19 protein-coding genes and 2 pseudogenes are annotated in these 23,182 nt (G+C 75.2%); 8 read left to right on the top strand and 13 right to left on the bottom strand.

Annotation, left to right across the window (positions count from 1 at the left end; all coding sequences use genetic code 11):
- Positions 1-5 precede the first annotated feature (5 nt).
- The 3 genes from pflB to ACFVVL_RS15290 all read left to right on the top strand — a co-directional run bounded on the left by pflB (position 6) and on the right by ACFVVL_RS15290 (position 3,659).
- The gene (gene pflB, locus ACFVVL_RS15300) at positions 6-2,282 is read left to right on the top strand and encodes a formate C-acetyltransferase (RefSeq protein ID WP_387675196.1); all 2,277 of its coding nucleotides are present in this window, start codon (positions 6-8) and stop codon (positions 2,280-2,282) included.
- 74 nt (positions 2,283-2,356) lie between these two features.
- Positions 2,357-3,112, top strand: a complete 756-nt coding sequence (gene pflA, locus ACFVVL_RS15295) for a pyruvate formate-lyase-activating protein (protein WP_387675193.1) — start codon at positions 2,357-2,359, stop codon at positions 3,110-3,112.
- Positions 3,113-3,236: 124 nt separating this feature from the next.
- Positions 3,237-3,659, top strand: coding sequence for an I66 family serine proteinase inhibitor (locus tag ACFVVL_RS15290; protein WP_387675190.1), 423 nt, complete (start codon positions 3,237-3,239; stop codon positions 3,657-3,659).
- Between the two features lie 34 nt (positions 3,660-3,693).
- Here the strand turns inward: ACFVVL_RS15290 and ACFVVL_RS15285 are convergent, their stop codons facing one another.
- Positions 3,694-4,629 carry a LysR family transcriptional regulator gene (locus ACFVVL_RS15285; RefSeq protein WP_387675187.1) on the bottom strand — a complete coding sequence of 312 codons (936 nt, stop codon included), beginning with the start codon at positions 4,627-4,629 and terminating at the stop codon, positions 3,694-3,696.
- A gap of 124 nt (positions 4,630-4,753) precedes the next feature.
- Between ACFVVL_RS15285 and ACFVVL_RS15280 the strand changes: the two genes are divergently transcribed.
- Complete coding sequence (locus tag ACFVVL_RS15280; RefSeq protein WP_387675184.1) at positions 4,754-6,022, top strand: MFS transporter; 1,269 nt, start codon at positions 4,754-4,756, stop codon at positions 6,020-6,022.
- 60 nt (positions 6,023-6,082) lie between these two features.
- On the opposite strand, the gene ACFVVL_RS15275 is transcribed toward ACFVVL_RS15280, so the two are convergent.
- The 6 genes and pseudogenes from ACFVVL_RS15275 to ACFVVL_RS15250 form a co-directional block, all read right to left on the bottom strand.
- Positions 6,083-6,454, bottom strand: a complete 372-nt coding sequence (locus ACFVVL_RS15275; protein ID WP_387675181.1) for a hypothetical protein — start codon at positions 6,452-6,454, stop codon at positions 6,083-6,085.
- 197 nt (positions 6,455-6,651) lie between these two features.
- On the bottom strand, positions 6,652-7,374 hold the full coding sequence (locus ACFVVL_RS15270) for a DUF981 family protein (protein WP_387675178.1): 723 nt from the start codon (positions 7,372-7,374) through the stop codon (positions 6,652-6,654).
- 739 nt (positions 7,375-8,113) lie between these two features.
- The gene (locus tag ACFVVL_RS15265; protein ID WP_387675175.1) at positions 8,114-9,016 is read right to left on the bottom strand and encodes a hypothetical protein; all 903 of its coding nucleotides are present in this window, start codon (positions 9,014-9,016) and stop codon (positions 8,114-8,116) included.
- On the bottom strand, positions 9,013-9,354 hold the full coding sequence (locus ACFVVL_RS15260; protein WP_387675172.1) for a PadR family transcriptional regulator: 342 nt from the start codon (positions 9,352-9,354) through the stop codon (positions 9,013-9,015). The genes ACFVVL_RS15265 and ACFVVL_RS15260 overlap by 4 nt, the downstream gene beginning before the upstream one ends.
- Positions 9,355-9,468: 114 nt before the next feature.
- Positions 9,469-10,425, bottom strand: a pseudogene (locus ACFVVL_RS15255) (chitinase); the annotation flags it as partial.
- Positions 10,426-10,617: 192 nt separating this feature from the next.
- A pseudogene (locus ACFVVL_RS15250) lies at positions 10,618-11,151 on the bottom strand (carbohydrate binding domain-containing protein); the annotation flags it as partial.
- Positions 11,152-11,377: 226 nt separating this feature from the next.
- Between ACFVVL_RS15250 and ACFVVL_RS15245 the strand changes: the two are divergent.
- The 4 genes from ACFVVL_RS15245 (at position 11,378) to ACFVVL_RS15230 (ending at position 15,597) form a co-directional block, all read left to right on the top strand.
- Positions 11,378-12,682, top strand: coding sequence for a hypothetical protein (locus ACFVVL_RS15245; protein WP_387675169.1), 1,305 nt, complete (start codon positions 11,378-11,380; stop codon positions 12,680-12,682).
- Positions 12,683-12,691: 9 nt separating this feature from the next.
- Complete coding sequence (locus ACFVVL_RS15240) at positions 12,692-14,008, top strand: hypothetical protein (protein WP_387675166.1); 1,317 nt, start codon at positions 12,692-12,694, stop codon at positions 14,006-14,008.
- Positions 14,009-14,110: 102 nt separating this feature from the next.
- The gene (locus tag ACFVVL_RS15235) at positions 14,111-14,632 is read left to right on the top strand and encodes a pyridoxamine 5'-phosphate oxidase family protein (protein ID WP_387675164.1); all 522 of its coding nucleotides are present in this window, start codon (positions 14,111-14,113) and stop codon (positions 14,630-14,632) included.
- Positions 14,629-15,597: an ROK family protein gene (locus ACFVVL_RS15230; RefSeq protein ID WP_380296529.1), complete on the top strand. Its 969-nt coding sequence runs from the start codon at positions 14,629-14,631 to the stop codon at positions 15,595-15,597. Before ACFVVL_RS15235 ends, ACFVVL_RS15230 begins: the two co-directional genes overlap by 4 nt.
- A gap of 7 nt (positions 15,598-15,604) precedes the next feature.
- On the opposite strand, the gene ACFVVL_RS15225 is transcribed toward ACFVVL_RS15230, so the two are convergent.
- Genes ACFVVL_RS15225 through ACFVVL_RS15200 form a run of 6 tightly spaced genes read right to left on the bottom strand, consistent with a single transcriptional unit; the run spans position 15,605 to position 23,138 of the window.
- Positions 15,605-17,134: an FAD-dependent oxidoreductase gene (locus ACFVVL_RS15225; protein ID WP_380296531.1), complete on the bottom strand. Its 1,530-nt coding sequence runs from the start codon at positions 17,132-17,134 to the stop codon at positions 15,605-15,607.
- Entirely contained in the window at positions 17,131-18,612 is a 1,482-nt protein-coding gene (locus ACFVVL_RS15220; protein ID WP_387675160.1) for a GMC family oxidoreductase N-terminal domain-containing protein, read from the bottom strand. The genes ACFVVL_RS15225 and ACFVVL_RS15220 overlap by 4 nt, the downstream gene beginning before the upstream one ends.
- Positions 18,609-19,052, bottom strand: a complete 444-nt coding sequence (locus ACFVVL_RS15215) for a hypothetical protein (RefSeq protein WP_387675157.1) — start codon at positions 19,050-19,052, stop codon at positions 18,609-18,611. The genes ACFVVL_RS15220 and ACFVVL_RS15215 overlap by 4 nt, the downstream gene beginning before the upstream one ends.
- Entirely contained in the window at positions 19,049-20,479 is a 1,431-nt protein-coding gene (locus tag ACFVVL_RS15210) for an aspartate aminotransferase family protein (RefSeq protein ID WP_387675154.1), read from the bottom strand. The genes ACFVVL_RS15215 and ACFVVL_RS15210 overlap by 4 nt, the downstream gene beginning before the upstream one ends.
- The gene (locus tag ACFVVL_RS15205; RefSeq protein WP_387675151.1) at positions 20,476-21,906 is read right to left on the bottom strand and encodes an NAD(P)/FAD-dependent oxidoreductase; all 1,431 of its coding nucleotides are present in this window, start codon (positions 21,904-21,906) and stop codon (positions 20,476-20,478) included. Before ACFVVL_RS15205 ends, ACFVVL_RS15210 begins: the two co-directional genes overlap by 4 nt.
- On the bottom strand, positions 21,903-23,138 hold the full coding sequence (locus tag ACFVVL_RS15200; protein ID WP_380297795.1) for a DegT/DnrJ/EryC1/StrS family aminotransferase: 1,236 nt from the start codon (positions 23,136-23,138) through the stop codon (positions 21,903-21,905). Before ACFVVL_RS15200 ends, ACFVVL_RS15205 begins: the two co-directional genes overlap by 4 nt.
- Positions 23,139-23,182 lie beyond the last annotated feature (44 nt).

The following is a 23,182-nucleotide window of genomic DNA, read 5'->3' as shown; positions in this document are numbered from 1 at the left end:
CCGAGATGACCACCTCGCAGCAGACCCGGACCACCGCGGTGGCGGCCGGAGCCTGGGACGGCTTCGCCCCCGGCCGCTGGCAGGACGCCGTCGACGTGCGCGACTTCGTCCAGCGCAACTACACCCCGTACGAGGGCGACGCGGCCTTCCTGGCCGGCCCGACCGAGCGGACCCTCGCGGTCTGGCGGCGGATCACCGAGCGCTTCCCCGAGGAGCGCGCCAAGGGCGTGTACGACGTCGCGTACGACATCCCCTCGACCATCACCGCGCACGCCCCGGGCTGGATCGACCGGGAGCGGGAGCTGATCGTCGGGCTGCAGACGGACGCCCCGCTCAAGCGCGCGATCATGCCCAACGGCGGCTGGCGGATGGTCGCGGGTGCGCTGCGGACCTACGGCTACCCGGTCGACCCGGGGCTGGAGAAGGTCTTCACCGAGTACCGCAAGACCCACAACGCCGGGGTGTTCGACGCCTACACCCCCGAGATCCGGGCCGCCCGCAAGGCCGGCGTGATCACCGGCCTGCCGGACGCCTACGGTCGCGGCCGGATCATCGGCGACTACCGCCGGGTCGCGCTCTACGGCGTGGACCGGCTGGTCGGGGCGAAGCTCGCCGAGAAGGCGGAGCTGGACGCCGCCCCCACCGACCCGGCGCGGCTGGAGGAGACGATCCGCGGGCGCGAGGAACTCGCCGAGCAGATCCGGGCGCTGGGCGAGCTCAAGGAGATGGCCTCGGCCTACGGCTACGACCTCTCCGGTCCGGCCACGACCGGCCGGGAGGCCGTCCAGTGGCTGTACTTCGCCTACCTGGCGGCGGTGAAGGAGCAGAACGGCGCGGCCATGTCGCTCGGCCGCACCTCGACCTTCCTCGACGTCTACCTGCAGCGCGACCTCGCCGCCGGGCGGCTGACCGAGGAGCAGGCCCAGGAGCTGGTCGACGACTTCGTCATCAAGCTGCGGATCGTCCGCTTCCTGCGCACCCCCGAGTACGACGAGCTGTTCTCCGGCGACCCGACCTGGGTCACCGAGTCGATCGGCGGCATGGGCGCGGACGGCCGCACCCTGGTGACCCGGACCTCCTTCCGCTACCTGCAGACCCTGTACAACCTCGGCCCGGCGCCGGAGCCGAACCTGACCGTCTTCTGGTCGCCCCGGCTGCCGAGGGGCTTCAAGGAGTTCTGCGCCAAGGTGTCGATCGACACCTCCTCGGTGCAGTACGAGTCGGACGAGCTGATGCGCCCGCGCTTCGGCGACGACACCGCGATCGCCTGCTGCGTCTCGGCGATGGCGGTCGGCAAGCAGATGCAGTTCTTCGGCGCGCGGGTCAACCTCGCCAAGACGCTGCTCTACGCGGTCAACGGCGGCCGGGACGAGAAGTCCGGCGAGCAGGTCGGCCCGGCCACCGGCGCGATCACCTCGGAGGTGCTGGACCCCGACGAGGTGTGGGCGCGCCTCGACGAGCAGCTGGAGTGGCTGGCCGGGACGTACGTGCACGCGCTCAACGTCATCCACTACATGCACGACAAGTACGCCTACGAGCGCCTGGAGATGGCGCTGCACGACCGGGACGTGCGGCGCACCATGGCCTGCGGCATCGCCGGCCTCGCGGTGGCGGCGGACTCGCTGTCCGCGATCACGTACGCCGAGGTCACCCCGGTGCGGGACGCGACCGGGCTGGTCACCGACTACCTGATCGAGGGCGAGTACCCGGCGTACGGCAACAACGACGACCGCGCGGACGCGATCGCGGTGCGGCTGGTCGAGGAGTTCATGCGCAAGGTGCGCAAGCACCCCACCTACCGGGGCGCCGAGCACACCCAGTCGGTGCTCACCATCACCTCCAACGTGGTGTACGGCAAGAAGACCGGCAACACCCCGGACGGCCGCCGGGCCGGGGAGCCGTTCTCCCCCGGCGCCAACCCGATGAACGGCCGCGACCGCCACGGGTACGTCGCCAGCGCCCTGTCCGTCGCCAAGCTCCCGTACGCGCAGGCCGAGGACGGCATCTCGCTCACCCACACCGTCGCCCCGGACGCGCTCGGCCGCACCCCGCAGGAGCGGATCACCAACCTGGCCGGCGTGCTGGACGGCTACACGGCCGTCGGCGGCTTCCACATGAACGTCAACGTCCTGAACCGGGACACCCTGCTGGACGCCATGGACCACCCCGAGAAGTACCCGCAGCTGACCATCCGGGTCAGCGGCTACGCGGTCAACTTCGTCCGGCTCACCCGTGAGCAGCAGCTCGACGTGGTCAACCGCACCTTCCACGACGCGCTGTAGGACGTGTCCGCGCGCCGCCGGCACCCCGCGCGTCCGGGGTGCCGGCGGCGCACCACCCCCCGAGGGAGATCCCCATGACCGACGACGTCCCCACCGCGCCGGTGACCGGCATGCTGCACTCCTGGGACCTGTCCACCGGCGTCGACGGCCCCGGCACCCGCTTCGTCGCCTTCCTGGCCGGCTGCCCGCTGCGCTGCCAGTACTGCCACAACCCCGACACCCGCTACCTGGCCGACGGCCGCCCGGTGACCGCCGACGAGGTCGTCCGGGAGGCCGCCGGGTACACCGCCTTCATCCGCGCCTCCGGCGGCGGCGCGACCGTCAGCGGCGGCGAGCCGCTGCTCCAGCCCGCCCTCACCGGGGAACTGCTGCACCGGTTCAAGCACGAGCTCGGGCTGCACACCGCCCTGGACACCTCCGGCTACCTCGGCACCCGCGCCACCGACGCCCTGCTCGCGGACACCGATCTGGTGCTGCTGGACCTCAAGTCCTGGGACCGCGCGCTGTACCGCCGGGTGACCGGGCGCCGGCTGTCGCCCACCCTGGACTTCGCCCGCCGCCTGGCCGGTCTCGGTACGGAGGTCCACGTCCGCTTCGTGCTCGTCCCCGGCCTCACCGACCCCACCGGCAACGTCGAGGGCGTCGCCGCCTTCGCCGCCTCGCTCGGCAACGTCACCCGCATCGACGTGCTGCCCTTCCACAAGCTCGGCGCCGCCAAGTGGAGCGCCCTCGGCCTCGACTTCCCCCTCGCCGGCACCCCGGTCCCCACCGCCGAGCAGACCGCCGCCGCCCGCGCCGTGTTCACCGCCCACGGCCTGCACGCCGTCTGACGGCGCCCCGCGGGGGGCCGCCACTCTTTCGGGTGGCCCGCAGGCGGGTCCTCGCCCGGACCGGACCGGGTGGCGCGTAGAACGTCCGTGTACCGCACGCCCCCGCGCAGGACGGACCGCACCGATGACCCTGGACTCCGGCCCCTACAGGATCCGCAACGCCGGCCGGCCGGTCGGCCGCGCCAGGACGGAGACCTTCGACCTGGCGCCCAAGGCGGTGTTCGCCGCGACCGACGACGAGAACGCGGTGTGGATCGTCGAGGCGCTGCCCGGCGGGCGCCACAAGGTGTACGCCAAGCGCGCCCCCACCGGCATCGGGAACGACGCGCCGGCGGGGCCGCCGGTCGCCCTGCTCGTCGGGCAGGAGCACGCCGAGGAGTGGGAGCTGACCGCGGTCGACGGGACCGAGGACGGCTACGAGGTCCGCTCGCGGCAGGGCGTGGTGTGGCTCGCCCCGGCGGAGGGCGCGCACGGCCCGGTCGAGGTGCTGCCCGCGCTCGACGACCTGGGCCGGTCCACCTTCGAGTTCGAGCGGGTCCACGTGTAGGGGCCCGGCCCGGGCGTCGCCCCCCCCCGGCCGCTCAGTGCGGGACCACCCAGTCCGGCCGCCAGGTGCCGGGGGCGTCATGGGCGGGTGAGGCCGTGGCGAGGTGGGCGCGCAGGGCGGGCAGGGCCGGGTGGGGGTTGTCGCGGTGCCAGAGGAGCGCGTGCGGGTAGACCGGCACCGGGTCGGTCACCGGGATCAGGCGCAGGCCGTGGCCGGCGGGCCAGACCAGGCGGGTCAGGCCGCCCATGAAGGTGGCCAGGGCCGGGGTGTCGGCGACGGTGTCGAGGAGGGCGTCGGAGCCGAAGTTCGGGCCGGTCGCCTCGATGGTGAGGCCGAACGCGGCGACCAGGTCGTCGTAGTAGGCGGCCCACTCGGAGCCGGGGAGCAGGCCGGGCATCCAGATCCGGTGCCCGGCGAGCTCGGCGAGGGTCACCGACCGGGCGTCGGCCAGCGCGTGGCCCGGGCCGGTGAGCAGCTGGAGGGGCTCGTCGGCGACCCGGACGGACGCGACGGAGTCCGGCAGGCGTCCGCCGGGCATGGCGACGGCCCGGAAGGACGCGTCGATCGCGCCCGACTCGATGGCGACGACGGCGGCCCCGATCTCCAGCAGCGTCAGCACGTCCAGCTCGATCTCCGGGTGGGTCCGGTGGAAGCCGCGCATCAGGCCCGAGCCCGCGCCGCGTGAACTGATCACATCGACGCGCAGCGGACGGCGCCCGGCGTGCACGGAGGCGACCGCGCGCTCGGCGACGCGCAGCAGTTCGCGCGCGTGCGGCAGGAACGCCTGCCCGTCGATGGTGGGTTCGGCGCCGCGCGGGGTGCGGTTGAACAGCCGTACCCCGAGATCGCGCTCCAGGGCGGCGATGCGCTTGGAAACGGCCTGCTGGGTGATCGACAGGTCGGCGGCGGCCTTCTGGAACTGGCCCGCCCCGGCGACGGCGGCGAAGGTGCGTACGGCTTCGAGGTCCATGGCGCACCACCCTAGTGAACAACCTGTGGTTGTTCAGATCGGGTGGACCGGTTGTTTGACCTGCTGCTTCACGGCCCGCTTGGCTCTGCCCCGGCAACAGTCGTTTGTGCAGGGAGGGTGCGGCATGACGGGCGGAGGAGCACTGGGGCGGCGGTTCGCCTGGCTCTGGGCGGCGTACGCGGCGAGCGCCTACGGGTCCGGCCTCGGGTTCGGGGCGCTGCCGCTGATCGCCGTGCTGGTGGTGCACGCGGGGCCCGCCGAGGTGTCCGCGCTGTCCGCGGCCGGCCCGGCGGTCGGTGCGCTGATCGCGCTGCCGCTCGCGCCGTGGGTGGAGTTCCGGCGCAAGCGGCGGGTGATGATCGCGACGGACCTGGTGAGGTGCGCCGCCATGGCGTCGATCCCGGTCGCCCACGCGTTCGGCCGGCTGGGCTTCGTCCAGCTGCTGGTGGTCTCCGCAGTGGTCGCGGCCGCCAAGATCGCTTTCAATGCGGCCAGTGGCGCCTTCCTCAAGGCCCTGGTCCGGCCGGAGGACCTGCTGGTGGCCAACGCGCGGTTCGAGTCCACCAACTGGAGCGCCCTCGCGATCGGGCCGCCGCTGGGCGGGGCGGCGATCGGCCTGTTCGGGCCGGTCGCCACGGTGCTGGCGGACGCGGCCGGCTATCTGCTGTCCGCGCTGGGCATCGCCGCGATCGGCGGCCGGGAGGACGCTCCGCGGCCGGCCGGCGGCGGACGGATCCGGGCGGGCGCGGTGCTCGACGGCTGGCGGCACCTCCTGGGGGATCCCGCGCTGCGGGCGCTCTACCTCGACAACCTGCTCGTCTCCGGTCTGATCATGGCCACCCAGCCGCTGCTGACGGTCCTGCTGCTCGGCCGGCTCGGATTCACCCCCTGGCAGTACGGGCTGGCCTTCGCCGCTCCCTGTCTCGGCGGGCTGATCGGCTCCCGGCTGGCCCCCCGGGTGGTCGCCCGCCACGGCCGGCACCGGGTGCTCCGGGTGGTCGGCACGCTGCGCGCGGTCTGGCTGATCGGCCTGGCCTTCGTGCGCCCCGGCACGGCCGGCCTGGTCACCGTGATCGCCGTCGAGCTGGCGATCATCGTCAACATGAGCCTGTACAACCCGGTGCTCGCCGCCCACCGGCTCGAACGCACGCCCCGGCGGCTCGTGGCCCGCACCCTGGCGGCCTGGTCGATCGGCCAGCAGGCGGCCGTCGCCGTCCTCACCGCGCTCGGCGGGCTGCTGGCCGGCGCCATCGGTCCCCGCGCCGCCATCGCGGTCGCGGGTGCGCTGGTCCTGGCCGGCCCGCTGCTGCGCCCGCGCCGCGGGGAGCGGGCGCCGCGGGGCGGGGAGCGGGCGCCGCGGGGCGGGGCGGAGCCGTCCCCCGGGCGTTCGTGACCGGGCCGCGCCGACCGCTCCGCCCGGCCACCACGGGGTGCGGCGGCCGGGCGGCGCGGGTCACGCCTCGCGGCGGCGGCGGAAGATCCGGCGGACGGCGAACACGATCGCCACGACGAGCCCGATGAAGAACAGCACGATGAGCAGGACGACGACCAGGGCGGCGATGCCGAGCTTCTTGAAGAAGCCGCCCTTCTTCTTCTCACCGGACGCCGGGGCCGCCGCGAGCGGTGCGGTGTCGGCGGCGGGCCGCACGGCGTCCACGGGCCCGGCGGCCGGGGCGACCGGGGCGACCGGGACCGGCTGCGCCGCCGGCGCCGCCACGGCGGCCCGGGGGGCGGCGGGCACGGCCTGGGCGATGCCGGGCGCACCCAGCACCAGCCCGGCCAGTACGAGGGCGGGGGCGATCTTCGCGATCACGCGCGAGCTCACTGCGACTCCTGTCGTCTCTGCGGTACGGTCGGCGGCCGGGACCCGGGGCCACCGGATCCACCGGCGGGACGACTGTTGAGCGAGCACCCGGGGGCGGCTCGGTCGGGCCCGTACCGCCGGCCGCCACCAGCTGAAATCTACAGGACTGTAGAGGTTGAGGGAACCGACCCTCCCTCAGGAGCACGCCGCGGGAAGCGTCACATGGTGTTGACGATCAGTCCGATGTGGGTGAAGTAGTTGAGGCCGCCGAAGACGAGGAAGGCGAGCCCGGCGAGGCCCCAGGCGACCCCGACCACCGGGACCGGCCACGCGGCCGGACGGCGCAGCGCCAACGGGAACAGCAGCGCGCCGATGCCGACCAGCACGTAGAGCCCCGACATGAAGCTCGCCTCCAGCCACGGCCAGTCCGAGAACTCACCCGAGATGGGTTCCTCCGGAGGAGCCGCGAAGAGCGTGTACTTCCAGCCCGCGGCGGCGATGCCGAAGCAGGCGAGGCCCATGCCGAAGACGTACAGCGACACGGGCCCGGCGATCCGGGCGGTGCGGGCCACCCGCTCCTCGCCGAGCAGTTCGGCGCCGCGCTTCCAGAGGTAGAAGGAGGCGGAGAGCAGGAAGACGCCGAAGGCGAGGGCGGGTTCGCCGAAGATGATGTTGTCGAAGGGGAAGCCCTGCCCGGCGAGCGGCCAGGTCAGGGTCATGTGCAGCCCGGTGACGACGAGGGTGAAACCGAGTGCCCCGAAGGCCAGCGCCCAGCCGTCGAGGGTGGCGATCGGCCCGGGTGCCAGGAACCTGCGGCCGAGCGCGACCACGAGGAGCAGGCCGGCACCGGCGGCCACGGACATGATCGTGTTGTAGGTCGGCATCCTGGCCCAGTCGATCTTCAGACCGTCCGCGAGGAGCCACAGAGCGTGCTGTTCCATGTGCGGATGGTAGGAAGCGGCGTGCGCGCCACGGCCGCGCCGCCGCCGTCCGGGCGGCCGCGCCACCCGGACGGCCGAGGCCCGGCCCTCCCCGCCGGCACCGGCGGCGGATGAGGACGGAGCGGAGGAGCTGGCCGGGCGCCGGCTGGTCGCGGCGGTGCCCGGCCGGCTCCGGTCCTGCGGTCGTCCGGCCCTGCGGTGGTGGCGGCTACGGGACCGGGCTCAGCCGCTTCCACGGGCGGCCGCCGTCGGCCTCGGCGGTGCCGGGGGTGGCGGTGGTGTACCACTGCGCGGACCAGTAGGAGCCCTGGTGCTTCACGAACGCGGCCGTCCAGGCGGCCGGTGGTGCGGTGGCCGGTGGTGCGGTGGTCGGTACCGCGCGAGGCCCGAACGGTGCGGCGTGGCTTGCATGGCTTTCCTCTCGTTGACGGCGCGGGGCGGGCGTGGTCCGCCGGGCGGCGCGGACCCCCGTCGGGTCGGCGCCCGCCGGCCGACGGCGTGAGCGGCGGCGGGGCGGAGGACCGCACGGCCCTGCACGCGGATCGTGGACGGGGGCGGTACACAGCCGGTGGACGCCGCGTCAACCGCCGTGTACGGCTCCCGTTGCGGCGCGCGGGGCAGGGCACGAGGGGCCGGCGGAGTCACGGGGCGAGGACCGGCCCGGGGGCGCCGCGGGGACGTCGCGAGGAGCGCCGGGCCGCCGGCCGGCCCCACGCCGCGGGCCGCAGCGGCCGGGCGGTCAGCGGGAGGTGCGGCGGGACCGGCCCAGGCGGCCGGCCAGCGGGACGATCACCGCGATGGCCGGCAGGACGGCGGCGAGGCCCGCGAGCGCGGTCGTGTCGCCGCGCGCCGTGAGGAGGGCGTCCGCGAGCAGCGGCGGGCACGCCAGTGCCGTCGCCGCCAGTGCGGGCCCGCCCCGCAGGCCGTGACGCCAGGTCAGCACGGTGCCGACCGTGCCGAGCACGAGCAGCGGCCAGCAGCCGTAGTCCGTGCTGACCCAGGGCACCAGACGGGCGTCGAGGACCGCCCGGGGCACGACCACCAGGGCGATCGCGGCGCCGGCCACGCCCGCCGGGCCCGCCGTTCCGCGCCCCGGGCGCCGGTCCGGCGGGCAGGCCAGCAGCACGCCCGCCGCCAGCACCGTCGCGACCGGGGTGACCACCGGGTCGCCGAACGCCGGTCCGCTGACCACCGCGGCCGCGGCGAACGCCAGCAGCCCGGCCACCGTGCAGGGCAGCCCGACCCGCCACCGCCCGGCCAGCGCCGACGCCGCTCCCGTGCACACCAGCAGCGCGGAGACGAGCAGGGCGCCCCACGCCCCCGACAGGTCGGCGCGCAGCTGCACCCCGAACGGCGCGGGCGAGGCGGCGAAGCTCGCGTACCAGCGCAGCAGGTGCAGACCGCAGGCGGCGGCCGCGGCGGCCAGCGCGAAGGGGTGGGCCAGGCCGAGCACCCGGGCGGCCGGGGCGGCCGGTCCCGGCCCCAGCCGCACCCTCAGCGCGTGCGCCGCCAGCCCGGCGCCCTCCCGCAGCCGCGAGCTCCACGGCTCGCCCTCGGTCATCTCCCGGAAGGTCGCGGCGATCTCCCCGCCGTGGGCCTGCCGGTAGGCGGCGGGGTAGAGCCTCAGGACGCGCTCGATCACGGGGCGGAGGTGGACGGCCGCGCGGCGGACAGCCGCCGACGGGCCTCCCGGGCCGTCTCGGCCAGGCGCTCGGCCTCCGTCTCCAGCCGCGCGCGCCCCGCCGGGGAGAGCGCGAAGATCCGCCGGGCGCGGCCGTCGACGACCTCCTCGCGGTCGATCCCGATCAGGCCGTCGGCCAGCAGGCGGTCCAGTGCCCCGTACAGGGCGCCGGTGCGCAGCGCGACCCGGCCGCCGGTCATCGCCTTGATCTCCTGGGCGATGGCGTAGCCGTGCCGGGGCTCGTCCGCGAGGGCCGTCAGCACCATCACGGTCGGTTCTTGCATCGCGCGCTCGCTCACCCGACGACGATAGTCACTGCGCCGGAGTGTCTCAACGTCAGCGCCCGGGCGCACGCCGGGGCCCCGGGAGCGGCGTGCGCTCCCGGGGCCCCGGTCCGTCCGCTCAGCGGGACATCAACGGCCCTGGAGGGACTTGACGGTGTCGCCGAAGGACCAGCCCTTCGAGCCGTCCCAGTTGATCGACCAGGTCATCAGACCCTTCAGCTGGCCGCTGAAGGCGCTCCACGACTGGCTGACCAGGCTCGGCGCCATGTAGCCGCCGCCCGCGCCCGGCTGGGCCGGCAGGCCGGGGACCTGCTTGTCGTAGGGCACCTTGATGGTGGTGCCCTGGATGGTCAGGCCGTTGTTCAGGCAGGTGGTCTGCGCGGTGAAGCCCTGGACGGTGCCGGCCTGGTAGGAGTCACCGGAGCAGCCGTACATGCTGCCGTTGTAGTACTGCATGTTCAGCCACCAGAGGCGGCCGTTGTCGATGTACTTCTTGATGATCGGCAGGTAGGAGCCCCAGATCGAGCCGTAGGTGACGCTGCCGCCGGTGACGTACGCGGTCTCGGGGGCCATCGTCAGGCCGAAGCCGGCCGGCATCTGGGCGAGCACGCCGTCGATGATGCGGATCAGGTTGGCCTGCGAGGCGGACAGGGTGTTGATGCTGCCGCTGCTGGACAGGCCGGTCTCGATGTCGATGTCGATGCCGTCGAAGTTGTACTTCTTCAGGATCGGGACGACGGTCGCCACGAACTTGTCGGCGACGGTGCTGGAGCTGAGGTCGATGCCCGCGGCGGCGCCGCCGATCGACATCAGGATGGTCGCGCCGGCGGCCTTGGCCTGGCACATCTCGGCGGGGGTCGACACCTTGACGTTGGCGTCCATGCCGTCCTCCCACAGGACGGTGCCGTCCGAGAGGATCACCGGGAAGGCGGCGTTGATGACGTTGTAGCCGTGCGCGGCCATCCGCGGGTCGGTGATGGGGGTCCAGCCCATGCCCGGGTGCACGCCGTTGGAGGCGCCGTCCCAGTTCTCCCAGTAGCCCTGGAGCACCTTGCCGGTCGGCTTGGGCTTCGTCGGGCAGGTGGAGCCCGGAGGCGTGGTCGGCGGGGTGGTCGGCGGCGTGGTGGGAGGCGTCGTCGGCGGGGTGGTCGGCGGCGTCGTGGGAGGCGTCGTCGGCGGGGTGGTCGGCGGGGTGGTCGGCGGGGTGGTGGTGCCGCCGGGGCCGGCCAGCTCCACGTCGTCCGCGTAGAACGCGGGCTGGCCGTACCAGCCGTGCAGGAAGACGGTCACCGAGGTGGTGGTCGCACCGGTGGAGAAGGTGGTGCTGAGCTTGCTGTACGAGGCGGCGCTCGCCGTCCAGGTGGACGTCGAACCGGTGAGGCCGGTGCCGGTGGCGCCCAGGTAGATGTAGCTGCCCTGGACGTAGGCGCTCAGCGTGTACTGGGAGTTGGGCTGCACGCTGATGGTCTGGGTGCACTGGCCCTGGTCCTGGCCGGTCGGCGAGACCTTGAGCGCCGAGGTGCCGCCGTGCACCGGGCTGCTGACGGCCGCGCCGACGCCGCCCGCGCAGTTCCAGTCGGAAAGGCCGTTCTCGAAGCCGGGGTTGGCGACCAGGTTGGGGGTGGCGGCCCCGGCGTTGACGGTTCCGGCCACGGCGAGGCCGGCGCCGACGACGACGGCCGCGCTCAGCGCGGCGAGGGAGCGCCGGGCGACGCTGGATCCGGGCTGGGCACCGGTGGTCCGGTGGGTCTGCGCTGCGCGCTCCACGACCGCTCGCTGCGGCTGTGGGGTGCGCGACCTCCGACGGAACATGCTGTGCTCGCTTCCCGCCGGGAGTCATGGGCATGACCGTCGCTGTGGGGGCGTGACGCCCGGCTCTGGGTGGGGACATGTGGGGATGTGCCGGTCCGGATCGTAGGAGCGACGGCAAGGCCCGTCAATAGGTCTGGACCAATGCCTACTTGGGGCGCGGTAGCGGTACCACTACCCTCGGTGCGTCATCCGGGCGTTCCACCAGTTGAGGGGCGGGGTCCGCTTGATGGCCGACGGCATCGGCACCGACGGTGAAAGCTGGTCAGGACTGGACGAGACGTTCACCCGGGAGGTCGCGGCGGTCGGCGCGACGGCGGAGGGCCGGGCCCTGGCCGGCACCCAGACCCTGGGCGACCCGGCCGTCGGCAACGACCGGCCGCTCGGGCTGCCGCTGCGGCTGCGGCCGGGCCTGCGCGAGGAGTTGGAGGCGTTCACCGCCGCCTACCACCGGATGATCGAGGCGGTCGTGGCCGGCTGGGAGCACGACCCGCGACTGCGCCGGGTGCTCACCCTCCCGGAGTCGCTGCGCGCCCAGGCGGCGGCCGCCCGCGACACCCGGGTGCACCTGATGCGGCTCGACCTGCTGCCCCGACCCGACGGCCGGTGGGGCGTGCTGGAGACCAACGCGAACGGCCCGGGCGGACTCGCCGTGGCCGGCCGGGCCCGGGCCGCCTGGCGGCCGCTGCTCACCCGCCACGGCATCGGCCTGCCCCGCCCGCTGCCCGCCGACGACGCCGCGTGGCCCGGCCGCTGGCTGCTCGACCTCGCCGAGCGGGAGAGCGGCCGACGGCCGGACACCGTCGCGCTGCTCCACCCGCACCGGGCGGACCGCAACGCCGTCCGGTCCTACGCCGACGGCCTGGGCGCCCTCGGCGTGCGCGTCCTGCACGCCGACCCGCGCGCGCTGCGCACCGGCCCGGACGGCGGCGCCACCCTGGACGGCGAGCCCGTCCGGCACGCCTACGCCAAGATCGGTATGCGGGACCTCGGTCTGCTGGCCGGCGACCTGGGGCCGTACCTGCGGGCCGTGCGCGAGGGCGCGCTGTTCGTCCAGAACGGCCTGCGCGCCCGGGTGATCGGTGACAACAAGCTCTGCCTCGCCGTCCTCTCCGACCCCGGCTTCGCCGGCCTCTTCGACCCGGCCGACCACCGGCTCGTGCGGCCGGGCCTCCCGTGGTCGCGCAACCTGGCGCTGTGCGACGGCCCGACGGTGCGCCGGGTCTCCCGCGAGCGCGACCGGTACGTCCTCAAGAGCCCGCTCGACGCCAACGGCCGCGGCGTGGTGATCGGCCCGGAGACGGACGGCGCCGCCTGGGCCGCGGCCGTCGACCGGGCCGCCGCGGAGGGCTGGCTGGTCCAGGAGTACCTGCCCGGCCCCCGGCTGCGCGGCGGCCCCGGGGGGCCGCCCGTGCACCACGACCTCGCCCTCGGCGCCGTCGACGGCCGGCTGGTCTCCGCCTTCGTCCGCACCGGCCACGAGGCGCGGCTCAACGTCGCCCGCAGCGGCCGCCTCCACCCGCTCTACCTCTGAGGAGCCGCCGTGGACGACCTTCCGCTCCTCGACCCGGACCGCGACCTCGCGGCCGTCCCGGGTGCGGCTGCGCACCCCCTGCACGCCGAGCTGCTGGCCGCGCACGACGCGGTCCGCCGGGGGGTGGCGGAGGAGATCGCCGCACTCACCTCCCCGCCGTCCGTCCCCTTCCCGGTGCTGCCGGCGGTCAGCGTGCTGCACCCGGTGGCCGAGCCGCTGCTGCACCGGCGCGTCCTGACCGCCGTGGACGCCCTGCAGCGGATCGTGCGCGCCTACCCCGGGAGCCCGCTCCTCCAGCGCTTCCTGGACGTGCCGCCGGTCCTCCACCGCTGGATCGTGCGCCACCCGCACCCGGGCACCCTGACGGTGGACTTCTGCCGGGCGGACCTCTTCGGCGACCGGCTGGGCACCGCGCGGATCCTGGAGTTCAACGCCAGCAGCCCCGGCAGCATGATGACCGTGGGTGCCATCGCCCGCTTCTGGCGCCGGACGCCGGGGATCGGCGCGCTCCTCGACCGGTGGCGGGTCCCGGCCGGCCGGATCGAGGCGGAGGACTGGTTCGCCGCCTGGCTGGTGGAGCACGGCCGGGCCCGGGGCCTGACCGACGACCAGACCCGGCACGCCGACCTCTTCCACACCGCGGGCAGGAGCCACGACCGGCATCTGATCGCCCAGCAGTTCCGGCGCACCGGCCGGACCACGGCCATGCGATCGCCCTCCGACTACACGCCCGGACCCGGCCGGCGGCTGGGATACCTCAAGCACATCCCGGCCGACCCCGCTCCGGTCCGGGACTGGGACCGGTTCTGCGCGGCGGTGACCGACGGCGAGCTGGTCGTCCCCAACGTCCTCGCCCAGCGGTGGGTGGCGGAGAACAAGCTCTGCCTGGCGGTGCTCTCCGACCCCCGGTTCGAGCACCTCTTCCCGCCCGCCGAGCGCGCGGTCCTGCGCACGATCGTGCCGTGGAGCCGCAAGCTCGGCGACGGCGTCACCGTCGAGCGGGCGCTCGCCGAGCGGACCCGGCTGGTCCTCAAGGCCCCCTACGGCTACTTCGGCTCCGGCGTGCGCATCGGGCGCGAGCACGGCCCGCAGGACTGGGCCGGGCTCGTGCGGGACCCGCGCCACCGGGGGTGGCTCGTCCAGGAGCGCGTCGAGCCCGCCACCCTCGGCCCGCTCACCCGGGACCTGAGCGTGGCCGTCCTCGACCGCACCGTCCTCGGCTACTTCAGCCGCGCCAGCCCGGGCGGCATCGTCAACACCGCCCGGGGCGGCGCGGCGCTGACCGTCCTCGGTTCCCTCCCGCCCGACGGCGCGGCCCCCTTCTGACGGACGCCGGGCGTCGGTAGAGTGAGTACGCGAAGAACCGGCGTCCCGGCGCCCGGCCGATGGACGCCCGGTGGAGCGAACCGACACCGAACCGGAGGCACTGTGCCCAGCTCGGACGACGAACTCTGCACCACCGCACGCGAACTCCTCCGTTCCACCCGCTACCTCACCCTCGGCACCGCCTCGCCGCAGGCCGTCCCCTGGGTGGCCCCGGTGGCCCACGCCTGGGACGACGAGGACGGGTTCTACTGGCAGTCGGGGCTGGACACCCTCCACTCCCGGAACATCGCCGCCAATCCCGTCGTCTCCCTGACGATCTACGACTCCAACCCGGCCGGCGGGGGCGGCGACGCCCTCTACGCGCTGGCGCGGGCCGAGGTCCTGGCCGGCGAGGCGCTGGCCGAGGGCTGCGAGCTGTACTACCGGCGGCGCTACCCGGACGAGGCGACCCGGGCCCGGCGCTTCCGCCCGCCGCAGGACTTCGCCGGGGAGTCCCCGATCCGGATCTACCGGGCGAAGGTGACCGCCTACTCGATGCTCTCCCCCGACGGCCACCCGGTCCACGGCGACGAGGTCAACCACCGCGTCGTCATCCCGTTCAGCACCGTGCAGCTCGCCGAGTGAGTCCCCGGACGCCTGCGGCGGACGGCGGTGTCGTCCTGGGCGTGGACCTGGGCGGCACCGTCGTCAAGGCCGCTCTCCTCGACCCGGACGGCACGGCACTGACCACCGTCCGCCGGCCCACCGGCGCCCGGCGCGGGGCCGGGGCCGTGGTGGAGACCCTGCTGGACGTCGTCTCCGAGTCGCAGGCCCTGGCGGCCGCGCGCGGCACGCCGGTCCGGGCGGTCGGCGTGGCCAGCTGCGGGATCGTCGACGAGCGGGCGGGCGTCGGCGTCTTCTCGGCCGCCTTCGGCTGGCGGGACGTGCCGCTGCGCCGGCTGGTCGCCGAGCGCGCCGGGGTGCCGGTGGCACTCGGGCACGACGTACGGGCCGGCGGCATCGCCGAGGCCCGGCTCGGCGCCGGCCGCGGGCACGAGGTGTTCCTCTTCGTGCCGATCGGCACCGGCGTCGGCGCCGCGGTGATGATCGGCGGGCGCCCCTTCGGCGGCGCGCACTGGCAGGCCGGCGAACTCGGGCACCTGGTCGTGCGGCCGGGCGGCGAGCCCTGCGGGTGCGGGCAACGCGGCTGCGTCTCCACGATCGTGGGCGGGCCCGCGGTGCTGCGCCACTACCGGGCGCTGGCCGGCACCGGGACCGGGGGGCCGGCGGACGCCGCCGCGGTGGCGGCGCTGGCGCGCAAGGGCGATCCGGACGCGGTGCGGGTCTGGTCCGAGGCGGTCGACGTGCTGGCCGAGTCGCTGGCCGTCGCCGTCACCCTCTTCGACCCGTCGGCGATCGTGCTGGGCGGCGGACTGGCGGGGGCGGGCGAGCTCTTGTTCGACCCGTTGCGCGAGCGGCTCGCCGCCCGGCTGGCCTTCCAGGCGATGCCCGAGGTGCGGCCCGCCGAGCTCGCCTACGAGGCCGGCTGCCTGGGGGCCGGCCTGCTGGCCCGCGACCTGCTGGACCCGGCCGCGGACCGGACCGGCTAGCGCGACCTCAGACCAGTACTCCCCCGGCGATCCGGAAGGCGTTGGCGGCGATGGTCAGGGCCGGGTTGACCGCCGCCGACGAGCAGAAGACCGAGGAATCCGCGACCCAGAGGTTGTCGTGCTCGTGGGTGCGGCCCGCCGGGTCGACCACGCTGGTGGCCGGGTCGGCCCCCATCACGGCCGTGCCGCACTGGTGGGAGTTGGTCTCGATGCCCATCCGCCGGGTGAACACCAGCGGGTAGCCGGCCGCCCGCAGCGAGCGGGTGGTGCGCCGGACCAGCTCGTGGTGGGCACCGAGGTTGTTGGGCCGCCAGTGCACGGTGATCCGCCCGGACGCGTCCAGGACGACGCGGTTGTCCGGGGTCGGCAGGTCCTCACTGGTCAGGTAGAGGTCGAGGCTGCGGTCGGTGACGAAGCGGCGGACCGCGGCGGGCACGTGGGGCCGGGCCGCGCGCACCATCGGCTCCTGGAGCTTGCCGAGCATCTGGACGTTGCCCAGCGGGGCCCGGCCGCCCTCGGCGAGGTACCAGTCGTTCAGGCCCAGGGTCTTCTGGAAGACCGCCCGGTTGCGGCGGGCGGGGTCGGCGGCCACCAGGAAGGTGCTGTTGTGCACCATGTAGTTGCGGCCGACCCGGCCGGAGCCGTTGGCGAGGCCCGAACGCAGCAGCAGCGCCGCGGTGTTGACGGCCCCGCAGGCGAGGACGAAGCGCCCGGCGCGGATCGTCAGCTCCGTGCCGTCCCGGGTCGCCACCGCGTGCGTCACCCGCCGTCCGGTGGGGTCGGTGCGCAGCCGGCCGACCAGGGTGCGGGTCAGCAGCCGGACGCCGCCGGAGGCCAGGGCGGGGCGCAGCGCGCGGACGTCGGCGTCGCTCTTGGCACCGAGCAGGCAGGGGAAGCTGTCGCAGGTGGCGCAGCGCACGCAGTCGCCGCCCTCGCGCAGGTCGATGCCGGTCGGCAGGTGGAAGGGGCGCAGGCCCTGGCCGCGCAGACGGTGGGCGAGGTCGGCGACGGCGTCCTCGTGCTCGACGGCCGGGTGGGGGTAGTCGGTGGAGCGCCAGGGGTCGGTGGGGTCCTCGCCGCGGGTGCCGTGCACCCGGTAGAGGTCCTCGGCCCGGCCGTAGTGGGGTTCCAGGTCGGCGTAGTCGACCGGCCAGCCGGGCGCGTCGCCCTCGGCGTGGGCGACCGGGCCGAAGTCGCTCTCGCGGAAGCGCGGGAGGGTGGCGCCGTAGACCTTGGTGTTGCCGCCGACGTAGTAGTGGACGCCGGGCTGGAAGCGCTGTCCCCGGGCGTCCTGCCACTGGTCGCCGTTGCGGTAGCGGCCGCGGACGAACACGGCTTCGGGGTTCCAGTTCTGCTGTTCGCGCGGCAGGAAGTCGCCGCGTTCGACGACGAGGATCCGGGCGCCGGAGTCGCGCAGGGCGTAGGCGAGGGTGGCCCCGCCCATGCCGGAGCCGAGGATCGCGAGGTCGCAGGTGATCTCCGGGCCGTCCGGTTCGATCACGCCCGGGGGCCGGTGGGGTTTCTGGTCGTGCGTCATCCTGTGTTCTCCCGTCGGGTGGGGTTCAGCAGGCGTTCGGTGATCTCGTGGGCGAAGGCCATCACGGTGCCCTGGGGGCTGATGCCGGTCGCGCCCGGGAGCACCGAGGAGTCGCAGAGGTGGAGGTTGTCGAAGCCGTAGGGCCGGCCGAGGGGGTCGCACAGTCCGCCGCGGGCGGGTGCGCCCATCGGGCAGGAGGCCATGGCGTGCACGGAGACCAGCGGCCAGTGGGCGAGGTCGCTGTGGTCGGCGCACCGGCGGGCCTCGTCCTCGGTGCGCAACGGCGGGCCGGGGAAGGGCGGGTGGACCTCGGCGGCACCGGCGGCGAACAGCAGGCGGGCGGTGCGGTGGAGCGCGGTGCGCAGCAGCCGGCCGTCGGCGGCGGTGAGGCGGTGGCGCAGCAGGGTGTGGCCGCCGGGCAGGACGGTGACGGCGACCGGTCCGTCCACCCGGACCTGGGCGGTGAACAGGGCGGCCCGGTCCAGGTCCGCCAGCAGGGCGTCGACGGTGCCGGGGTCGTGGCCGGCGAGGGCGGCGGCGAGGGCGCCGGGGGTGAGGTTGGCGGGCATCACCAGCAGGCCCTGGTCCTGGAAGTGCTGGAGCTGGGCGGTGAAGATGGTGCCGCGGGTGGCGCGCACGGGTTCGCGGAAGCGGGCGACGACCTTGAGGTTGACGTGGACGGCGGTGCGCCGCCCGGCGTGGCGGCGGTGGATGCCGCTGCGCTGGAGCAGGGCGGGGCTGCCGACGGGCCCGGCGGCGAGCACCACGGTGCGCGGCCGGTAGGTGAGCGGTTCGCCGTCGGGGCCGAGGGCGTGGACCTCGGTGACGGTCCGGCCGCGGTGGCCGAGCCGCAGGACCCGGGTGCGGGGGTGGATGCGGGCGCCGTGGCGTTCGGCGGTGGGCAGGTAGCTGAGCAGCATGCTCTGTTTGGCGCCGGAGGGGCAGCCGGTCGGGCAGCGGTTGGCGTGCGAGCAGCCGGGGGCGGCGCGGCGGGCCGTGGCCCACTGCCAGCCGAGCCGGTCGGCGCCGTCGGCGAGCAGCCGGGAGTCGCGGTTGCCCGCGCCGGGCTGCTGGGCGGCGACGCCGAGGCGGCGGGTGATCTCGCGCAGGTGGCGCTCCAGGTCGGTGCGGCGGTAGCCGTCGGTGCCGGCCTGCCGGGCCCAGCGGTCGAGCAGGTCCGCGGGCGGTTCCCAGAGCAGGCCGCCGTTGACGACGGTGGTGCCGCCGACGCAGCAGCCCTCGCCGAAGGCGATGACGGGCCGGCCGTGGATGGGGGCCAGGCCGGCGTGGCGGTAGAGGCGGCGGAGGTTCTGGGCGGGTGTGGCGGCGGCGATCTCGGCGGTGGTCACCCGCGGGCCCTCTTCGAGGACGACGGGCCGGCGGCCCGCCGCGGCCAGGCCGAGGGCGGCGACGCTGCCGCCCGCGCCGGAGCCGATCACCAGGGCGTCGCAGTCGACCGGGCGCGCTGCCCGGCTCATCGGGAGACCCTGCGGTCGGCGGTGCGCGGCGCGGGGCCGGGCCGCGGGGCGCCGGGGGCCGGGTGGTCGACGACGGCGGTGACCACGTCGCCCGTGACGGCGCCGCCCGTGACCGCGCCGGTGGCGGCCGTGGCGTCGAGCCCGCCGTAGAGCGCGAGCGTCTCCGCCGTCCGCACCGTCCGGCCGAGCAGCGGCAGCCGCTCCACCCGCCGGAGCCCGGCCAGCAGGACGGGCGGCGGGGCACCGGCCGGGCGGCGGCCCGTCAGCAGCAGGAGCGCGGCCGGCACCAGCCGCAGTGCCAGGGCCAGGCCGGCCCGGTAGTGCGGGGCGAGTGCGGCGAGGCTGCCGACGACGTGGGCGCGGGCGGCGGCGCGGGGGCCCGGCGCGCCCAGGGCGGGGTGGCGCAGTGACCAGATCCGCAGCAGGAGGTCGACCGTCACGGGCGGAGCCTCCCGGTGGCGAGGTCCTTGGCGAACCGCCCGAGCAGGCGCACCGCGCCCTGGCCGAGCACCTCGTCGAGCGCCCGCAGGAAGGTTTCGGCCTCGGGTTCCTCGGCGACCAGGGGCGGCGCGACGATCAGCGGCAGGCCGTGGTTGGAGCCGAAGAAGGTGAGGACACCGTGGTCGCGGTAGAGGGCGGAGATCACGGCGCCGGTGATCAGTTGGGTGCGCAGCCGCGGGTCGCGTCCGAGTGCTGCCGGGAGCAGCGGCAGCACGCGGTCGAGCGAGGCCGGTCCGGCCTTGAGGAAGACGCCGTGCAGGGCGCCGCACCCGGCGGTCGAGGCGACCAGGGCGCGGTGGCGCGCCGCGATGTCGCGCAGGCCCGCCTCCAGGACGGCGCCGAGCTTGCGGGCGCGCCCGGGGTAGTCGTCCTCGACGGCGACGGCGACGGCCTCCAGCGCGGTGGCGGTCTCCTCGCCGAAGCCGTAGTAGGTGGTGCTGTGCAGGGTGGCGTCGTGGAGGTTGTCGTAGGCGCGGCGGAAGACGGGTTCGCGGGCCACGTACCCGGCGATGGACGCCTTGCCGCCGCCGAAGGACTTGGACATGGTGACGACGTCGGGGACCAGCCCGGGGTGGTGCATGAAGTGGAACAGCGCGCCGGTGCGGCCCCAGCCGGTGTAGACCTCGTCGAAGACCAGCACGATGTCCTGCTCGGTGCACAGCCGGCGCACCGCGCGCAGGAACTCCCCGGAGGATTCGCGCAGGCTGGAGGCGCTGAGCGGCTCCAGCACGACGGCGTAGACGTCGCTGCCGCCGTCGAGGGCCCGGTGACGGTCCAGGGCGAGGGCGAAGGAGTCGAGGTCGCCGTAGCCGAAGTAGTCGGTGCCGGGAATCCGCGGGTAGTCGAAGTGGAGTTCGGGCGAGGCGGTGAGGCTGCCCGCGCCGAGCAGTTTGCCGTGGAAGGAGATGTCGGTGTGGAGCACGGTGCCGCGCCGCCCGCCGTGGTACTTGTAGGCGAGTTTGACGGCGCCCTCGACGGCCTCCGCGCCGGAGTTGGGGAAGTAGCTGATGTTGAGGTCGCCGGGGAGCAGCCGGGCGAGGTTGTGGCCGAGGGCCGCGACGTAGGGCGAGAGGTAGTTCTTGTGGACCTCCATCCGGCCGCGTTCGGCGAAGCGCCGGCGGGCGGCGAGGATCCTCGGGTGGTTGTGGCCGTGGTTGAGGACGCCGATCCCGCCGGTGAAGTCCAGGACGCGCCGGCCGTCGCGCAGGGTGATCCAGCAGCCCTCGGCGCTCTCGACCAGGTCGTGGCCGAAGCCGAACGCGCCGACCAGGGAGACCTGGCTGCGGCTGACGAAGCTCCGGTAGAGCGCGTGCACCTGGTCCCCGGTCAGCTGCTCGGCGGCCGCGATGTCCAGCAGGTCGTTCATACCGCCTCCTCGGTCGGTGCCGTGCGCGGTTGCGCGTGTTCGCGGGTGCGGATCCGGTCCGCGATGAGCCGTCCGGCGGCGCGGCCGTGCCGCACGGCGTAGTTGGTGCCGCGGTCCTCGGGGAAGACCTGCGCCATGCTCGACAGGTAGAGGCCGGGTACGGCGCACTCGACCCCGGGGACGCTGCGGGAGTAGTCGGTGGTGATCACCGGCTGGGCGTGCTCCGCCCGCCAGACGTGGTGGCGGCGCACCCAGTCCTCGCGGAAGCCCGGGAACATCCGCCGCAGGTGGGGCAGGCTGTGGCGGTAGACCTCCTCGTCGCTCATCCGGTAGAGCGCGGCGTCGACCGGGAGGTACTTCGACAGGTAGACGAGGTGCCGGCCGCCGTAGCGGTCCGGCGGGTCGAGGTTGGTGTGCTCGATGACGCCGACGTAGGGGAACGCCGGGTCGGTGACGTTGAGCCAGTAGGTGTCGGACAGGGCGCGGCGGTTCTCCAGGACCAGGCAGAGGTTGGCGAGGTACGGGACGGCGCGCAGCCGCCGGACCAGCCCCGGCAGGGCGGGGTGGGCGCCGGGCGCGCCGTCGAGCATGCCGGCCAGCAGTGCGGGTGCGGTGGTCACCAGGACCCGGGGCGCGCGCAGGGTCCGCCCGCCCGCCCGGACGCCGGTCACGCCGCGCCCGTCGACCAGCACCTCGTCGACCGGGGTGCCGGTGCGCAGGTCCACGCCCAGGTCCCGGAGGCGTGCGCGCCAGGCGTCGAGCAGGACGGCGGTGCCGCCGCGCAGGTAGTGCAGCACCTCGCGGCCCGAGCGGGAGCGGCTGCCGCCCCGCAGGTGCAGTTTGGTCCACATCCAGGTGGCGCCGACCTGGGGGGCGTAGGAGCCGAACTTGCCCTCCAGCAGCGGGCGCCAGACCACCTCGAAGGCCCGGCGCCCGCCCAGCCGGACCAGCCACTGCTCGGCGGTGAGCGACTCCAGCTCCCGCCAGTGCCGCACCCGGCCGGCCCGCAGGGCCGACAGTCCGAGCCGCACCCGGTCGGCCGGGGGCAGCGGGGCGAAGCGCAGCACGTCAAGCGGGCTGGAGAGGCGGTAGACCGCGTTGGCGTGGTAGACACCGGTACGGGTGGGGTGGCGTTCGATCAGGTCGGCGCAGCCGAGTTCCGCGCAGAGCCGGAAGATCTCGCGGTCGGAGTCGAACCAGTGGTGGTAGAACCGCTCCAGCTCCCGCCCGCCGACCGGGAAGGTGGCGGCCAGTCCGCCGATCCGGTCGGCCGACTCGACGACCCGGCAGCGCAGGCCCGCGAGGGCGAGTTCGTGCGCGGCGGCCAGGCCGGTGAAGCCGGCGCCGACCACGATCACGTCGGCGGCGGCGTCGGCGGCGTTGGCGTCGGCGGCGGCGGCGTCGGGTGCCAGGTCGGCGGCGGTCACCGGCCCAGCACTCCGGCCACGACGGTGCGGAACCGGTCGGCGACGGCCTCGGCGTCGGCGGGGGTGCTGCGCGGCGTCAGGCCGAAGTCGGCGCCCAGGTAGGTGTCGGTCAGCCCGACGGTCAGCGCGACCGCGCGGGCGAGGACGGCGTCGGTCTGCGGCAGCGCGCCGGCCCGGTAGTCGTGCCGGGTCTTCTCCGGCGGCCGCCGGAAGGGGCTCGGGCGGGCGTCGCCGGCCATCAGGGCGGCGAGTTCGGGCAGGCCGCCGTAGTAGTGCTTGGGCGAGTGGAGCAGGGTGCGGGTGCCGAGTTCCTTGGCCACCGCCTCGGCGCTCGCCGGGTCGTCGAAGAGGTGCACCAGCAGGGTCGCGCAGTCGCCGGCGGCGTCGTGCAGCGGGCGCGGGCGCAGGCCGTCGCGGGCCGGGATCGCGGCGGACAGTGCCCGGGCCAGGGTCCGGTTGTGCTCCAGGACGGCGTCCAGGCGGGTGAGCTGGGCGCGGGCGACGGCCGCGGTGAACGGGCTCATCCGCAGGTTGAGGCCGAACAGCGGGTCGCCGTCGCCGGTCTCCTCGCCGTAGGGGTACCAGCCGTGGTGGTGGAAGGAGTAGGCGCGCCGGAAGAGGTGCTCGTCGGGGGTCAGCAGGAAGCCGCCGTCGCCGCCGGTGATCACCTTGAAGATGTTGGTGGAGAAGGCGCCGGTCTGCCCGAAGGTGCCGACCGGACGGCCCCGGTAGGTCGCCCCGCAGGCCTGGGCGGCATCCTCCAGCAGGAAGAGCCCGTGGTCGTCGGCGATCTGCCCGAGGGCCGCCAGGTCGCAGGGCGCGCCGAGCATGTGGATGGGCATGATCGCCCGGGTGCGCGGGGTGATCCGGGCCAGGACGTCGGCCGGGTCGAGGGTCAGCGAGTCGTCGATCTCGGCGATCACCGGGGTGGCGCCCGCGAAGACGACGGCCGAGACGGAGGCGGTGTAGAGGTAGCCGGGCACGATGACCTCGTCGCCCGGGCCGATGCCGAGCGCGGCGAGGGCGGCCAGCAGGGCGGAGGTGCCGCTGTTGACGGCCAGGCAGTGCGGGCTGCCGAAGCGCGCGGACAGCTCCTGTTCCAGGCCGCGGATCTGGGCGTCCACGCCGGGTGGGCGGGAGTGCGCGTCGGAGGTGGCGAGCCAGGCGTCCACGACGTCGAGGAGGTTGCGGCGCTCCTCGGCGCCGAAGTGGGCGTATCCGGGACCAGGCATGAGGCTCCTAGGTCGGAAGGGACGATCGGTGGCCGGCCCGGGGC

Source organism: Kitasatospora sp. NPDC058115, from assembly GCF_042884635.1.
Taxonomy (GTDB): Bacteria; Actinomycetota; Actinomycetes; order Streptomycetales; family Streptomycetaceae; genus Kitasatospora.
Note: the sequence above shows the minus strand (reverse complement) of the source record. Positions and strands in the feature narration are given on the sequence as shown.